Source organism: Pseudomonas sp. efr-133-TYG-103a (assembly GCF_030209235.1).
Taxonomy (GTDB): Bacteria; Pseudomonadota; Gammaproteobacteria; order Pseudomonadales; family Pseudomonadaceae; genus Aquipseudomonas.
Map to the genome: position 1 here is coordinate 16,151 of NZ_JARVSK010000008.1, position 16,197 is coordinate 32,347.

Sequence of the window (16,197 nt, forward strand, 5' to 3'; positions counted from 1 at the left end):
CGGGCAATTTTGGATTTTCAGCCTCGCCTTGAGGGCGGACAATTGCCCTCACTTTTCGAACAACAAAGGGCGCGTCATGCAAAAGCCTCTGCAAGGGATTCGGGTCATTGAGCTAGGGCAACTGATTGCCGGGCCGTTTGCGGCCAAGATGCTGGGTGAGTTCGGTGCCGATGTGATCAAGATCGAACCGCCGGGCACCGGAGACCCGTTGCGCAAATGGCGCCTGCTCCACGAAGGCACGTCGGTGTGGTGGGCCGTGTCCTCGCGCAACAAACGCTCGGTGACGCTGGACCTGCGCGAGCCGGATGCTCAGGAGGTGGTGCGCAAGCTGATCGCCGACGCCGATGTGCTGGTGGAAAATTTCCGGCCGGGCACGCTGGAAGGGTGGGGGCTTGGCTGGAAAGACCTGCATGCATTGAATCCACGACTGGTGATGCTGCGCGTCTCCGGGTACGGCCAGACCGGCCCGTACCGCGATCGTCCGGGTTTCGGCGTGGTCGGCGAGGCAATGGGCGGCCTGCGGCATCTGTCTGGCGAGCCCGGTCGCACGCCGGTGCGCGTGGGGGTTTCCATCGGTGACTCGCTCTCGGCCTTGCACGGCGTCATTGGCGTGTTACTGGCGTTGCGTCATCGCGACCAGAACGGTGGCGAAGGCCAGGAAATCGACGTCGCGCTCTACGAGTCGGTGTTCAACATGATGGAGAGCCTGATCCCCGAGCACTCGGTCTTCGGCGCCGTGCGGGCACCGGCCGGCAGCAGCCTGCCTGGCATCGCACCCTCCAATGCCTATCGCTGCCGCGACGGCCGCTACGCGCTGATCGCAGGCAACGGCGACAGTATTTACCAGCGCCTGATGGCCCTGATCGAGCGGCCCGACCTGGCGAACGACCCGGCATTGGCCCACAACGATGGGCGGGTCAGGCAGGTCGAGCTGATCGATGCGGCCATTTCCGCCTGGGCCGCCAGCCTTGACCTCGATGACGTGCTCGCCAGGCTCACCGCTGCGCGGATCCCGGCAGGCAAGATCTATGACGCCGCCGACATCGCCAGCGACCCGCATTACCGGGCCCGCGACATGCTGCTCGACAGCCACCTCGATGACGGTACACCCGTGACCTTGCCCGGCATCGTGCCCAAGCTCGGCACCACGCCGGGCGGCGTTCAGCGTCCCGCACCGACATTGGGCCAGCACACCGACGAAGTCCTTGAACAACTGGGCATCAACGCCGAACAACGCGCCGCCTGGCGCGCCCGGGGACTGATCTGAAACGCAAACGGATCACGCGCGCCAGTTGCTGCTGAAAGGGGCTGGCGAGATTGTGGGTGGATGATTGCCTGTTCTGTGCGAGGAACAGCCACCGTCCTGCGTGCGAAAAGTGGCGGCCCACGGCCTCCTGCGTCCGACACAGAATCGAGAAGGGTCCGACATCTTTCCCGATGACGAAATGTTTCACTCCCCCACCTGGCTCCCGCCGCAGAACAAACCGCATGGACGCACGTTATTCACCTTCGTCTGGCCTGACATTCATCAGGCCACAGGAGAATCATGCCCATGGAACTGGCTGCATTGTGTACCTCGCAACATCGCCGATTGATCAAAATCGTCACGGCCCTGAACAATGAGCAAACGCTGTTGCTCGACGCCTTCTCGGGCAGTGAAGCGCTGTCGGAACTCTTCAGCTTCGAGCTCGGATTGCTTTCCCAGAGCGCAGGTATCGCCCTCAAGTCTTTGATCGGCCAGCCTGCGCAGCTCCAGATTGAGCTGGCTGACGGCAGCACCCGCTTCATTGATGGCTGCATCAGCCGCTTCAGCTTCGAGTCCACCGATGGCGGTCTGGCTCGCTATTCGGCCACGCTTGTCCCGTGGTTATGGCACCTGAGTCGACGTCAGGATTCGCGCATTTTTCAGGATCAGACGGTCGAGGACATCGTGCGCGCGGTGCTGTCCGGGTATGGCGCCGTGCCGCGCTTCGAGTTCCGGCTGTTCAAGCCTCTCAAAACCCACAGCTATATCACCCAGTATTTCGAGACTGACCTGGATTTCGTCCTCCGCCTGCTGGAAGGTGACGGCTTGTTTTTCTACTTCGAGCACAGTGCGCAAGGTCACTGCATGGTCGTGAGCGATCACTCTCCCAGCCTGCTGCCCCTGCCTGGCCAACCGCGCATTCGGTATCACAGCGCCGCTGTCACCGAAACGGCTGACGCAATCACCCAATGGAGCGCCCATCGCCACTTTCAGCCTGGCGCCGTTGCCATTCAGACCTTCGATTACAAGCAACCTGCCAATCCGCTGATCGTCAGCATGACTAACCTGAACGAGCAGGGCGACGCGCCTGCTTATGAGGTGTACGTGCACACCGATGCGTACTCGCATCGCGACTACGACCAAGGCGAGGCGCTGCTGCGTCGCCGCGTGGAAAACATCGAGCTGCAAGGCAAGGTGTTCACCGGCGCCAGTCATTGTCGGAGCATGCTGCCGGGGTACACCTTCGAGCTTACGCAACACTTTGATCACGACCATGGGTCGCTGGAGGATCGCCAGTTTCTGCTGCTGAGGGTCGAGCATCAGGGCTGCAATAACTACCGCTCCGACAAACCCTCCGATTACGCCAATACCTTTACCTGCGTTCGCAGCAAAGTGGTGTTCACGCCTGAGCGAACGATTGCCCGACCGACCATTGCAGGTCCATTGACCGCCATCGTGGTAGGCCCCGAAGGCGAAGAAATCTTCACCGATGAAATGGGCCGCATCCAGGTGCGCTTTCACTGGCAGCGCCGCGATGATGGCCGTTCGGCGAGTCCCCGGACGGATGCGCAGGACACCACTTGGTTGCGTGTGGCGATGCCCAGCGCGGGCGAGGGCTTTGGGCATCAGTTCCTGCCGCGCATCGGTCAGGAAGTCATGGTTCAGCACATGGGTGGCGACGTTGACCGCCCGGTGGTGACCGGCGTCTTGTATAACGCCGTTCAGCCGACGCCAAGCTTCAGCGCGGTGCACGGGTTGCCGGGCAACAAGGCGCTGTCCGGTATCAAGACCCGTGAACACAAAGGCGTCGGTCACAACGAGCTGCTGCTCGATGACACCAGCGGCTCGCCCCGCGCCCGGCTTGCCACCTCGCATCAGGCCAGTGCGTTGAACCTGGGGCGACTTGTCACGCCGCGTGAAAACGGCAAGGCACAGCCGTTGGGCAATGGCGCGGAACTGCGCACCGATGCCGCGATTGCCGTGCGTGCTGCGCAGGGACTGTTGCTCACGGCCAATGCAAAACATCGCGCCAAAGACAACCAGCTCGAGCGCGACGACCTGCTCAAACTGCTCACCGAGTGCGCCGGGCTTTTTGCTTCACTGGGGCAAACCGCGAGCGCGCGGGGCGCCCAGCCCCTTGATCAAAGCGGGCTAGACGGCTTGCGACAGGCGCTTGAGCAATGGCCGGCCCCTGACAGCAACGCAAAGGGTGAACCGATGATTGCCCTGACCGGCGAGGCGGGACTGGTCAGCGCCACACCGGGGTCACAGGCGCATTACGCAGGAGCGAATCACGACACGACCGCGCAGGATCATCTGCACCTCACCAGCGGCGCGGGCATGCACCTGCACGCTGGCAAAGGCATTTCCGCGTTCGCCCAGGATGACGGCATCACCGCCATTGCCAACCGGGGCAAGGTGCTGGTGCAGGCGCAGGAAGACGACATCGCCCTCAACGCCCAGCACAACCTCCACGCCTCAGCCACCGAGGGCGAAATCGTACTTACTGCCCCGACGATTCGCCTGATCGCCAGCGACGGCAGCTACATCAAAATCGGCAACGGCGTCGAGCTCGGTACACCCGGCACGATGAGCATGTACAGCAGTAAGAGAGTCTGGGCGCCTGCCAGCAGCGACAGCATGAACGTTCCGGCTTTCGAGCGGGACCCCGCAAGCCAGCGCCTGCTGCTCCATTACCCGGGCCACTCCGCCCAGGAGCCGGCGCTTGCCGCAGGCAACGCCTACCGCCTGAAACTGGAAGACGGGTCGATGCTCGGCGGTCTGACCGACGCCGAGGGCCTTACCCAGGTTGTCGAAAAACAGACCATGCAAAAAGTTGAAGTGTCGGCCCATCGCGATGTCGCCGAGTGACGCGACATCAACGCGCTGGCATCAGCCGACACACGATTCAAAAGGAAGTGAACTCATGAACAACATGGAACCGGGTGTGATCGCCACTCACCAGACCCGCCTGATCCCCAACCGTCCGGGCAACACTCCGGTCGAAATTCCCCGCGACATGCCGGGTGTGGTGATTTTCCTGCACGGCGTCAACGATCCCGGCGCGGCCTATGAGTCGGTGGAGAAGGGGTTGTGTCAGGGCCTTAACGAGCGATTGAGCCGACCCGATATGGCGGCGGAGCCGTATGGCGTTGATTATGCCAAGGCCAATGAGACGCTAGCCAAAGATCGCAGCGAACAGCAGAGAGACTATTGCGACGATCCTGATACCTACCTCTACAAGCGCAGCACCGGGGGAGAAAAACCACGAAGCGTATTCATCCCTTTCTACTGGGGCTACAGGGCCGCGCCAGAAGAGATCCAGCGCGATAAAAATGGCGAGCCCACCAAACTGCGCACCCAGTATCAGGACGTTTTTGGCAATCGGCTGGACCGGCATTTCGGTAAGGGTGGCGGCTTCTTCGACAACGCCACCAACAGCCTGCCCGAGATGTACGACCCAGGCTTTGACAAGGGCGTACGGCATGCTGCGAACTTGGCATTGCCTAATACGCTGTACATGGGCAAAAGCCCGCACCGTCGTTATTTCGTGCTGGCGGCCCATCGTCTGGCGATGCTCATCAGTGAAATTCGCCGCGTCTCGCCGGATGAAACCGTCACCGTCATGGGCCACAGTCAGGGCACGTTAATCACGCTTCTGGCTCAGGCACTGCTGGTGGATCGCGGCGAGCGCTGTGCCGACTGCGCGATCATGGTCGCGTCGCCGTATTCGCTGCTGCCGGACAAAACACCCAAGCACTCGAAGACCCTCGACACGCTGATCAATATCGTCACCGCCGTCACAGCCCAACCCCATGCCCAGCCGCCGCTCGGCGACATTCAGGCCACGGCTCCCGGTTATGGCGGTCGCACGGGCGCGAAATGGACGGCGGAGCAAGGCCAGCGGCTGGGGCCTGACCAGTCCACCGTGGTATTCCCCGAGCGTGACAACCGCGGCAAGGTCTACCTGTATTTCAGTCACGATGACACCACTGTGGCGCTGCGCGATGTCAGCGGCATCGGCACCTTCGGTGTGCCCGACACCTTGCCCGACGGCACGCCTGCCATGGACCGCCTCAAAACCCTGCGCTTCCATCAGCGCCTGTGGAGCAAACGGCTGCGTGACGACCAGCCGGTCTGGGTCGGCGATGAGCCTGGCAACGTTGAGCTGCGCACCGCCCAGGAACGCCGCAGTGCCGGTCACAACGCCGCCATTTCGCTCGCCACCGAAGCGGGCATGGACAAAGGTGAGCTGCGCTTGATCAATGCCGAGGCGCTGGCACCGCGCCACGCCCCCGACATGTTCGGCGGCGAAGCGGTCACCGGTACACCCGACACGCCCGGCAAAGACAAACCCGACGCCGTGGCGCAGAACACCGCGCTCGGTAAATCCCGCGCTCGCTTCGAGTGGCGATACGTCGACAAACGCAGCGTGCAGGTCAATCTGCTCGCCGCCCGCGACGCCTGGAACAGCGGCAAGGAGCCGGACGATCAGACCCGCGAGCTGCGCCAACGGGCGGTGAGGGACATTCATGACAATCGCGTGGCGTATTACATGATCGAGCGCGAAGAAACGCCCAACGAAATTCGGGCGCGGATGTCCCGGTGGCAGGACGGCGAAGCCAATCCGGAATGGGATAACAACAGTTACCACTCTGCGATCCTGCGCAGCCCGGAGAACCATCGTTGGGTCACGGCCATGGATGTGGCGATCGGACAGGCCAGGTGTCTGGATGATCGGGATATGCGCGAGGTGCTGATTGCGATTGCGGATTGGCGGATCGAAAAAGAATTCTACAAAGAAACACTGTTAAAGATGCCTGGCTGGCAAAAGCTTAGTCCGGCTGCCCGGGCGCTGGCAGAGGCTACGTACATCTATTACGACAAAGGTCAGTTTCCATGTGAGGAACTGATCCCCATGAAACCTCCGGCGCTGGTCCATTGCCAGCGACAGGAGGACAAGCGCTGATGAGAACGCTCAAAAGTTCGCTTCCTAATATCAAAGCCTACCTCTTGTGCCTGCTCCTGCTTATCGCGCTCTGGCTGGGGTTTGTGTGGCACGTCTATGGACAATCAATCGCCGATGGCATGGAGATAACGGATATGGCACAGGGAATACGCCAAGGGGTAACAGGGATCGTCGCCTTCATAGTGCTGGCTTTCATCGTCCATTGGGCAGGAAAAGCCATCGCTCAAGATCGCGCTGAAAAGCAGGCAGAGCAGGAGTACACAAATGGCTTGCTAGCAGCGCAGCAAAATAAGGCTCATCAAGCCTTCTCATTGGAAATCAAAGCCGCAGGACTGGCGATCGACGAGAATCAACAATCAACGATCTGGAAAATGATCAGAAAGAAAAATAATAACTTTGAGTCCTTTCACTCAAATAATCCCCAAGACTATCCGGCCACCGCTGATAGCAGATATAACGGAGCTAGGATTAATGTACGTGCCGCGGCTCGGCATTCTGCCCGTGACGCTGTCGCTTACTGGCCTCTGCCTACCTTCGCAATAGCGCCCCCGAGGCAACCGGATGACAAGGACGAAGGTGCGGGAGGAGACATTCTTTCGGCGCGAAATGCGGCGACCCTTGGCGTCACGCTTTTTCTCTGGCAAGACTCAGAGAATACGACCCATAGCCAGCACATGATCGAAAAGCTCTTTCAGTTTTTTGACGACAACTCCGAAGTCCCCGAAGCTCTGATGCTCAGCCGCGATGGCGATCAAACACGTACTGGTTATCGTGTCCCAGGCACACGCGGACTCCCCAACGGCTATTACGTACCCACCGTCTTCGAGAGCATGACTGGGTTACTCGTGGCGCGAACTGACCGAGTGGATCGGTACTTGCGCCCTTATGCTGTTAAACAGCGGGAAGACAATCAAAACAGGTCGACCGACCTGAGCAAGCTGTGGTTTTTCTATTGGGATCGCGATCGTAAATTTGATGAAGTCTACGTTCAGGCGAAAAAAGCCGAAGGCGTACCTCACCCCATCAGTCCCGGCACCATGTCCAGCACCTACTGGCACGCCCAGCTCCCCGAACTCTGGAAAACCATCACCAACCGCGGCCCGGGCGATTTCCGTCCGACCAAATGGCTGCCGATACGCTGAGCGCAGCACCAGATCGATGAGTACGACGAGACGCCGACGCTCGGCTATCTGCATCGGCCTGTCAAAGTTTCGATGACCGACGAAAACGACACGCCGATGAAGCCCGCTCTTCGCGCCAAGGCCCTGCAAACGGGCTGGCAAGCGGCGCTGAACACGCTGCCAAATGGTGAGAAACCGGTCCGCGTGTTCTATGACAGCACCGACAATGTCGAAGGCGAAATCACCCTGACCCAGGCACTGCACGCCCTGAATGTCGACGGCACCGGCATTGAGGTGGGCAATGTCGACGAGGGCTACGACATCGGCCGCCGTCTGGGCAACACCGGCGTCAGCAGCGCACTGGTGGAAGTCAACCTCGCAACCATCGCCAGCTACTTTGAGGGCGGCGTCAGTGCCGTGGTTTATTCCGGCACCGATGGCAGCGTCTCGATCCAGATGATCCGCCCACCCAGCGAGGCAACCAAGGCGAAAAACGCCAAGACCCGCTGGGCCGACCCCTTCAAATTCGGCGCGCCCGGAGGTGCCTCATGACACAGCAAGCTCGGCAGGTAGGCACAGCCATTATGGCCCTCGTCCTGATGGTGATGAGCGTTCATTGGGCGGGGAAAGCCATGGCGCAAGATCGCGCTGAAAAGCAGACGCAGGCGCAGCATATAAACGCCCTTCTGTCAGCCGAGCAAGATAAGGCTCATCAGACGTTCTCACTGGAGATCAAGGCTGCAGGGTTAGCAATCGACGAGAATCAACAGTCAACGATCTGGAAGATGATCAGAAAGAAAAACAGCAACTTCGAGTCTATTCATTCCAACAACCCCATAGACTATCCGGCGACTGCTGATAGCAGATTCAACGGTGCAAGTATCAATATACGGGCTGCTGCCAGACATTCTGCCCGTGACGCTGTCGCTTACTGGCCTCTGCCTACCTTCGCGATAGCCCCTCCCAAACAGCCAGATGACACGGATGATCGCGCGGCGGGAAGCATCATCTCCGCGCGCAATGCCGCAACGCTTGGGGTCACGCTCTTTCTTTGGCAGGACGCAGAGAACACAACCCACAGTCAACGCATGATCGAAAAGCTGTTCCAGTTCTTCGATGAGAATTCCGAAGTGCCGGAAGCATTGGTCCTCAGCCGCGACGGCGACCAAACGCGGAGCGGGTATCGCGTCCGTGGTACTCGCGGGTTACCAAACGGCTACTACGTGCCCACCGTTTTCGAAAGCATGACCGGACTGCTCGTGGCCCGAACTGATCGTGTGGATCGCTATTTGCGCCCTTACGCTGTTCGACAGCAGGAAGACAACCAAAATAAATCCACTGACTTGAGCAAGCTTTGGTTCTTCTATTGGAAACATTCCCCCGAGTTTCGGAAAGTCTACGAAGCGACCAAGAGGGCGGAAGGCGCTATCGATCCAGATGCCCCCGGCACCATGTCCAGCACCTACTGGCATGCCCAACTCCCCGAACTCTGGAAAACCATCACTAACCGTGGCCCAGGCGATTTCCGCCCGACCAAATGGCTGCCGATACGCTGGGCGCAGCACCAGATCGACGAGTACGACGAGACGCCGACGCTCGGCTATCTGCACCGGCCTGTCAAAGTTTCGATGACCGACGAAAACGACACGCCGATGAAGCCCGCTCTTCGCGCCAAGGCCCTGCAAACGGGCTGGCAAGCGGCGCTGAACACGCTGCCAAATGGGGAGAAACCGGTCCGCGTGTTCTATGACAGCACCGACAATGTCGAAGGCGAAATCACCCTGACCCAGGCACTGCACGGCCTGAATGTCGATGGCACCGGCATTGAGGTGGGCAATGTCGACGAGGGCTACGACATCGGCCGCCGTTTGGGCAACACCGGCGTCAGCAGCGCGCTGGTGGAAATCAACCTCGCAACCATCGCCAGCTACTTCGAAGGCGGCGTCAGTGCCGTGGTTTATTCCGGCGCCGACGGCAGCGTCTCCATCCAGATGATCCGCCCGCCCAGCGAGGCGACAAAGGCGAAAAACGCCAAGACCCGCTGGGCCGACCCTTTCAAATTCGGCGCGCCTGGAGGTGGCTCATGAATCATCCTATATGCCTGGGAGACGCCACCAGCAGCGGCGGCGAAGTGATCGAGTGTCAACTGAGCGGCCCTTCCGTCGTTGAGGGGCAGACCTTTGCGGTCGTAGGGGACAAGGCCACATGCCCGCTGCACGGGGGTGTCTTTGCTTTCATCGAAGGCGATTCAAAAAACATCATGAACGGGTTACGCGTCGTCATGCAGGGTCATCGTCTGGCATGCGGCTGCCATGCCATCGCTCGCCACGCCCAGTCATTCAGCGTGCTTTGAAAAAGGCAAACGCACGTGTCTGCGGTGTCCATTGCTGCGTCAGGTGTAAGCTGGCGCAGCGAATCCTGTTCATGCCCCCAACCAGCCCGCAGCCTCCCGGAGTCTTTTTTTCATGATCGATCACCTCGACCATCTGGTACTGACCGCTGTCGATGCCGACGCCACGGTGGATTTCTACACCCGCGTACTGGGCATGCAACTGGAGACGTTCGGCGCGGGGCGCAGGGCGTTCAGGTTCGGCGATCAGAAGATCAACCTGCACGTGCGGGGGCATGAGTTCGAGCCCAAGGCGCATGTGCCGGCGCCTGGCGCGCTGGACCTGTGCTTCATCGCGTCGATTCCGCTGGAGCAGGTGATTGCCCGATTGAACGAGGCGCAATGGCCGATCATCGAGGGCCCGGTCGCACGCACTGGCGCGACTGGACCGATTCGTTCGGTGTACGTCCGTGACCCGGACCTCAACCTGATCGAGATTGCCGAACCGGCCTGATCGTCGCGTTCGCCCAGTTCAGCCCAGCTCAGCTCAGTTCAGCTCAGCTCAGCACGATGCTGCGAGAAGGCGCGGTCAATCTCGGGCGCCACGCCACGGTTTGAGCCACAACGCCAGGGCAACCAGCAGCATCGCGCCGTACGCGCAGCTCAGGCCCAGTTGCAGCCAGATGTTGCTCAGCGGGTGCAACACGGTCGCGGCCAACAGCATGATGGCGGCGCCGAGCAGCCATTGCTGACGCCACGGCAACTGGTTCAACAAGTCCTGTCTGCGCATCAACAGCAGGCCGGTGAGGATGGCGCCACACACGGCGGCCATGGCAATGCCGATCAGCCCGAAGAAAAACGGCAGCACAGCCAGCAGCACCGCGTTGAGCAGGCTGCCGGCCAGCTCGCATCGCAATGGCAGGCGCGTGTCGCCGGCGGCGTAGGCAAAGCGGGCGAGCAGGGCATTCCACGCGCCGAACATCAGAGGCACCGCGAACCACGCCAGCAGGCCGGGCAGCGGGCCGTCCGCTGCCTGATTGGGCAGCAGCAGCGCCACCAGCGCGCCGGCTGCGCCGATCAACCCGGCCACCGCCGGTACCGTTAACAGGGTTGCGCTGCTCAGGCCCTTGCGCAGCAGGCTTTTGCGCTGATCGCCCTCGGTCCCGCTCATCAGGCCCAGCAGCACCTGATTCAGACTCATCAGGGCGATCAGTGGCAAGTTGATCAGTTTGCGCGCCAGATTGACCCAGGTGACGGCGCCTTCCCCCAGCAAGGAAGCGACCATGCGCTCCAGCAGCGCCAGGCCCTGGCTGGCCAGATTGCTGCTCAACAGCGGGCCGATGCGTTGCAGCAACTCCCGTCCCGCGCCGGGCTCCCGGCCCAGACGCCAGGGTTTCCAGCCATCGCGCAGCAGACCCGGCAACAGCGCGGCGGGCATCAACACGCTGCCCAGCAGACAGGCGCACGCCAGACCCGTCGGCGTCGCCTGCTGACGCAATAGCGCCAGGTAAAGCACGGGCGGCAGGTTGAACAGCAGTGAACCCAGGCCCGCCAGCACGAATCGCGAACGGGCTTGCAGCGGCACGCACAGCAGGCCGTGCAACAGAAAACCGGGCGCCGACCACGCCAGCCATTGCAGCGAGCCGGCCGCCAGCGCGTAGCCTTGATCGTCCAGCCCCGGCCCGATCAGGCGCACCCAAAGTGGCGCGCCCAGACTCAGCAACAGGCTCAACCCCAGCCCGCACAGCAGCAGGCGCGGCGCCAGTGCACCGAGCCATTGCTGCTGTTGCAGCGCCGAACGTTGTTGATACAGCGGCAATGCCGCGGCGCTGAGCAGGCCCGCCGCCAGCGCCATGCGCAACGCTTCGGGCAGAAACAGCGAGACCAGAAAAGCGTCGCTGCGTCCGCCCGCGCCCCAGGCCGCCACCAGCAGCCACTCTCGGGCGAAACCTGCGGCCAGCCCCGTGAGTGTGGCCAGCGTCAGCCAGAGCGTTGAGCCGAACACGCAGCCGCCTCAGTGGAACAAAGTGAACAGGCCTTTGCCGCCCACTTTGTAGTTGAGGCCGCGAACCCGTTCGCCTTTGATCTCGGCGTTCGGTCCGCCGACGATGGCGTAAGGCGGCACCGGTTTTGAAACCACCGAACCGCCGCCGACCACGGCGCCTTCGCCGATGTCCGCGCCGAAAGAGAGCAGGGCGCGGCTGGCGATCCAGGCGTAGTCGTGAATGTAGATCGGTCCGCCCACGGCCCAGAATTCCGGCGCCCTGAGATCGTGTCCACCGGCAATGATCAGTACATGCGAGGCGATGGTCACGTGATCGCCGATGATCAGCCCGCCGCGTGCGTCCAGCTGGCAATGCCAGCCGACGGTACTGTCGTCGCCGATGGTCAGCCCGTCGACGCCGAGCACTTCCGTGTTTCGCCACACCGAGGAACCCTTGCCGATCTTTGCGCCGCCCATGCGCAGCCAGAACAGCCTCAGGGTATGGCTTGGAATCTTGCAGATGAGGATGTTGTAGGCTTGCTCCCAGGTGCGCAGCATGCGGTCGCGCAGCGTCGGCCAATTGATGCCGTACAGGGGAATCAGCGCGCCGGGCGTCTCGTTGGCCAGCAGCCGGTAGAAGCGCCGGGCCAGCGGCTGCTCGATGCGCGGCTCGATGTTCAGGTAACTGATGAAGCACAGTGTCTTGTCTTTGATCTGGGTTTCGAAGCACACCTCGTTCGCCAGCATCCAGTCGTACGCGCTCTCCAGCTCCTCGGTGCTGACCCCCATCTTGCGTGCATATTCAGGCAGCGCCTGCCGCAGATTGTGCGAGTGCATCATGCGGTGTTTCATGTTCGTTCCCCCGAATCCAAAGTCGTGACCTGCGCCTTCAATCGCAGGCGCCGGGCTTCATGCAGACTGAGTCCCAGCAGCAGCCAGAACAGCGCAATCAGCACGGTGGTAAAACTGAAATAGTGGTCAAAGAAGCCGCTCAGCAGCGCGGCCATCACGCCGGTACGAGCACCCAGCCACAGCGCGGTGTCGCGGTTGAGGATGACGATGTTGCGCGGCAGGCGCGCTTCTTTCCACCAACTGACCGTCACGGCAACGAACAACAGCATGCCCGGCAGGCCCAGTTTGTAGATGTAGTTCAGCCACAGGTTGGAAATGCCCCACAGGCCGGTGCCCGGAACGGGCGGGTCGACCTTGAAGCCGATGCCCAGCGGGAACATTTTCATCGCATCCGGGAAGTGTGAATACTCGTCGAACCGCACCGCAGTACTGGCGTCGTGGCTTGAAAACAGTCCGAGCAGACGGTCCTGCAGCGGCGGATAGAACATCAGCAGCAGGGCACCGACGAACACGCCGGCCATCAACATTCGCCCCACATACGGCACGCGCTTGCGCGCCATCCAGCACATCACCAGCACCAGGCTTACCAGCGCCCCGCGCGAGCCCGTGAACAACAGACCGGCCAGCGCCAGCACCGCCACGGCGATGCCGAGCAAACGCACCAGGCCCTGGCGAGTGACGGCGATGCAGAACGCCAGCGGCAGCAACATGGCCATTGCGCCGCCGGATATGTTCGGGTGCGTCCAGGGCGTCGACATCCGCGTCGAAAAGCCGGCCAGGCCTTCGTTGAGGCTGTCCAGATTGCTGTAACCCAGGCTGCCGATGATCGAGATGATCGCCGTGGAATTGCCGTTCTTCAGGTACACCGGAATCGACAGCAGCAGCAAGGCCAACGTCCCCAGCAACAGCGCCACGGTCATTTGCTCACGGGACTTCTCGTCGGCCAGCAGGCGCGGCACCAGAAACAGCGGCGACAGGTTGAACAGCCAGCGCACCCAGTTGATCGGCCCGTTGCCCTCGGCGTTGACGGTCAATTGACCGACCACGAACGGCAGCGCGCTGAACAGCATCAGCGCAAGCATCCAGCGCTCGGTGCGCAGCAGGATCAGCGGGCGGTTGTACAACGCGAACACCCGATGCGCCATCAGGCTGGCCCAGACCAGCATCAGCAGCGCTTCGGACACCGTGGTGCGGATACCGATCTGCACCGTGGCGTAAGGCAGAAAGGTCGCCAGCACGCCGAACAGCAGCAAGCCGCGCAACGGCCGGCGAATGACCGCCAGCAAGCTCGCGACGCCGATCAGCGCGGCCGTCACTTTCAGCGCCGGCAGCAGCCAGACCAGCAGACCGAACAGCACCGCAATGATCGCGCCTACGGGCATCGCCAGTGGCATCAGCGCAGCTCCTCCAGCAACTCGTTGAAACGCTGGCGGTACGCGTCGACGCCGTACCGCTGCGCCCAGGCTTGCAGCGGCGCGGGCTCCTCGCGCTCGGCCGTCGAGAGCACGCCCATCAGGCGCACCAGCGCTGGCAGATCCTGGGGCGAGAAGCGCGGGCTGTCGGGCGGTGTGACTTCATCCAGCGATGAACCGCTCGCCACGGCCACCGGTGTGCCCACGCCCAATGCCTCGATAACCGGCAGGCCGAAGCCTTCGCCGTACGAGGGGTGCCAGAGTCGTTCGGCTTGCCGATAGACGTGATGCAACTGACCGTCGCTGATGCCGCTGACGATGTGCAGCCCCGGCGTTTCGCGCTGAGCGCTGCTCAGTCCTTCACTGCCGCCCACCAGCACCAGATCGGGGGTTTTCGGGAATTGCCGACGCGCGATCTGCCAGGCCTCGACGAACCACGGAATGTTCTTGCGCGGCTCGCGGGTGCCGACGCACAGCCAGTAACGCTCGGGCAACGGCGAGTCGAGTTCGGCGGGCTCACTGCTGAACCCCTCGACCAGGTTGGGCAGCACGCGCACTTTGTCCCGCGCCTGCGGAAACAGGCGCACGGTTTCGTCGGCGGTGAATTGCGACGGCGTCCAGATCCGGTCGGCCATCCGCACGGAATACCCGATCGAGAGGTTGTCGGTCTGGCGATAAATCATCGCCTTGAGCTTCGAGCCATGGGCGTTGGTCATGGTCAGCTGAAACAGGTCATGAAGCTGCAGGATGTAACGCAGACCCGGCGGCTTGCGACCGATCGGCAGGCCCATGTTGAGATTGGCCAGGTACACCTCGACCTCCGCGTCGCGCAGGGCCTGGGGCAGAAACTGCGCCTCGAACCGCAGCCGTTCGGGCAGCCGATGGATTCCGTTCAGGGGCGTGAGCCGGCGCGGGCAGTGGGCGATGCGGCGCACCGGATGATCCTGCGGCGCCACGCTGAACAGCTGCAATTGCACGTCCGGGGCTGCGCGAAACGCTTCTTCCAGCGCAATGTTCTGACGGCCGATGCCGCTGTTGGGAAAGCCCGTGGCGGGGCGATAGTCCAGTCCTACACGCATGCGTGGGTTTCCTCCTGACGGTGAACCCGGGAATAGATGCCTTCCAGCTGTGCCGCCGACACGGACCAGTCGTGGTGCTCGCGCACGTAGGCGCGGCCCGCCTCGCCGATGGCGGTCAGCAGATGAGGCTGTTCGATGGCCTCGGCGAGCAATTTCGCCAGACCGTCGGCGTCTTCGCAGCCCAGGTAATGCGTGCCGTTGACCACGTTCAGTCCTGAGCTGCCTTGTTCGGTGGTTACCACGGCCAGGCCCGCAGCCATGGCTTCGAGCACCTTGAGTTTGGAGCCTCCGCCTTCACGCAATGGAGCGAAGAAAATCGCCGCTTCTCTCTGCACCGTGCGCAAGTCCGGGACGAACCCCAGCCAGTCGATGCGCGGATCGGCCCAGCGCTCGCGCCAGTGGTCGGGGAGGGCGTAGCCGCCGATGGTCAGGCGCACCATCGGGTCCAGGTGCCAGACCTTGGGCATGATGTGCTCCAGCGCCCATTCCATGGCATCCAGATTCGGCCCGTATTCGTAATTGCCGATGAACAGCAGCCGACGGCTGTAGCGATCCGGAACGACCTGCGCGTAGTAGTCGCAGTCCACGCCGTTGACCACCACGGCGGTGGCCCGCGAGGTCAGGCGCGCCAGGCCCTTGGCGTCTTCTTCGGTGACTGCGATCAGCTCGCGGGTCTGGCCGAACACACGCGCTTCCCATTGCCGATAGCGCCATTGATCGAACCGGGTAAACGGTCGCGCCCATTCCGGGAAGTGGTGATAACTGGCGGCACCCAGCCCCGATTCGACGTTGTGTTCGGTCATGATGAAAGGCTTGCCGGCCCGTTTGAGCGGCGCTTCGAACGGCTGGAAACTGTAGCTGTGTTCGATCTGGATGACGTCCCATTCCTCGCGCAACAGCGCCTCGAACTGCTGCTGCAGTTGCGGCGCGAAACCGTTGACCGTGGCGAGCATCGGCGGTCGTGCGAACGCGACCGCCAGCAAGGTACGCAGGCTGCGCAGCGAACGTCGCGGGATGACGATCAGCCGCTCCAGCCACGGTTCCAGGGCCGCACGAGTGTCGTCGTCCAGTTCGGTTTTGGACTGCACCAGCAAGGTGATCCGGTGCCCGCGCGCGGCGAGGTTGCGCAGCAGGTGAAACTGCCGGGTCTTGCCGCCGCTCGTGGTCGGCCATGGCAGATAGGGCAATGTCCAGAGGATGCGCAT

13 protein-coding genes are annotated in these 16,197 nt (G+C 62.2%); 8 read left to right on the forward strand and 5 right to left on the reverse strand.

From position 1 onward, the window contains the following. Positions 1-76 precede the first annotated feature (76 nt). From QRN36_RS06790 to QRN36_RS06820, 8 genes are all read left to right on the forward strand, one after another. Positions 77-1,267, forward strand: a complete 1,191-nt coding sequence (locus QRN36_RS06790) for a CaiB/BaiF CoA-transferase family protein (protein ID WP_285423346.1) — start codon at positions 77-79, stop codon at positions 1,265-1,267. 279 nt (positions 1,268-1,546) lie between these two features. Beyond that, positions 1,547-4,117, forward strand: a complete 2,571-nt coding sequence (locus QRN36_RS06795; protein WP_285423347.1) for a type VI secretion system Vgr family protein — start codon at positions 1,547-1,549, stop codon at positions 4,115-4,117. Between the two features lie 55 nt (positions 4,118-4,172). After that, positions 4,173-6,215: a DUF3274 domain-containing protein gene (locus QRN36_RS06800; protein WP_285423348.1), complete on the forward strand. Its 2,043-nt coding sequence runs from the start codon at positions 4,173-4,175 to the stop codon at positions 6,213-6,215. Then, positions 6,215-7,357, forward strand: coding sequence for a DUF2875 family protein (locus QRN36_RS27530; RefSeq protein WP_373568710.1), 1,143 nt, complete (start codon positions 6,215-6,217; stop codon positions 7,355-7,357). The genes QRN36_RS06800 and QRN36_RS27530 overlap by 1 nt, the downstream gene beginning before the upstream one ends. Positions 7,358-7,405: 48 nt before the next feature. Next, a complete protein-coding gene (locus QRN36_RS27535) occupies positions 7,406-7,888 on the forward strand; it encodes a hypothetical protein (RefSeq protein ID WP_373568711.1) in 483 nt (160 codons plus the stop codon). Continuing rightward, complete coding sequence (locus QRN36_RS06810; RefSeq protein WP_285423349.1) at positions 7,885-9,423, forward strand: DUF2875 family protein; 1,539 nt, start codon at positions 7,885-7,887, stop codon at positions 9,421-9,423. Before QRN36_RS27535 ends, QRN36_RS06810 begins: the two co-directional genes overlap by 4 nt. Beyond that, a complete protein-coding gene (locus QRN36_RS06815; protein WP_285423350.1) occupies positions 9,420-9,689 on the forward strand; it encodes a PAAR domain-containing protein in 270 nt (89 codons plus the stop codon). Before QRN36_RS06810 ends, QRN36_RS06815 begins: the two co-directional genes overlap by 4 nt. A gap of 112 nt (positions 9,690-9,801) precedes the next feature. Beyond that, a complete protein-coding gene (locus QRN36_RS06820) occupies positions 9,802-10,179 on the forward strand; it encodes a VOC family protein (protein WP_093467522.1) in 378 nt (125 codons plus the stop codon). A gap of 75 nt (positions 10,180-10,254) precedes the next feature. On the opposite strand, the gene QRN36_RS06825 is transcribed toward QRN36_RS06820, so the two are convergent. The 5 genes from QRN36_RS06825 to QRN36_RS06845 are packed head-to-tail and all read right to left on the reverse strand — an operon-like array spanning position 10,255 to position 16,197. Then, positions 10,255-11,670, reverse strand: a complete 1,416-nt coding sequence (locus tag QRN36_RS06825) for a lipid II flippase MurJ (RefSeq protein ID WP_285423351.1) — start codon at positions 11,668-11,670, stop codon at positions 10,255-10,257. 9 nt (positions 11,671-11,679) lie between these two features. Next, on the reverse strand, positions 11,680-12,501 hold the full coding sequence (locus QRN36_RS06830) for an acyltransferase (protein ID WP_093467528.1): 822 nt from the start codon (positions 12,499-12,501) through the stop codon (positions 11,680-11,682). Then, positions 12,498-13,895: an O-antigen ligase gene (locus QRN36_RS06835; RefSeq protein ID WP_285423352.1), complete on the reverse strand. Its 1,398-nt coding sequence runs from the start codon at positions 13,893-13,895 to the stop codon at positions 12,498-12,500. Before QRN36_RS06835 ends, QRN36_RS06830 begins: the two co-directional genes overlap by 4 nt. Continuing rightward, positions 13,895-14,992: a glycosyltransferase family 1 protein gene (locus tag QRN36_RS06840; protein WP_285423353.1), complete on the reverse strand. Its 1,098-nt coding sequence runs from the start codon at positions 14,990-14,992 to the stop codon at positions 13,895-13,897. Before QRN36_RS06840 ends, QRN36_RS06835 begins: the two co-directional genes overlap by 1 nt. Next, positions 14,983-16,197, reverse strand: coding sequence for a glycosyltransferase family 4 protein (locus QRN36_RS06845; RefSeq protein WP_285423354.1), 1,215 nt, complete (start codon positions 16,195-16,197; stop codon positions 14,983-14,985). Before QRN36_RS06845 ends, QRN36_RS06840 begins: the two co-directional genes overlap by 10 nt.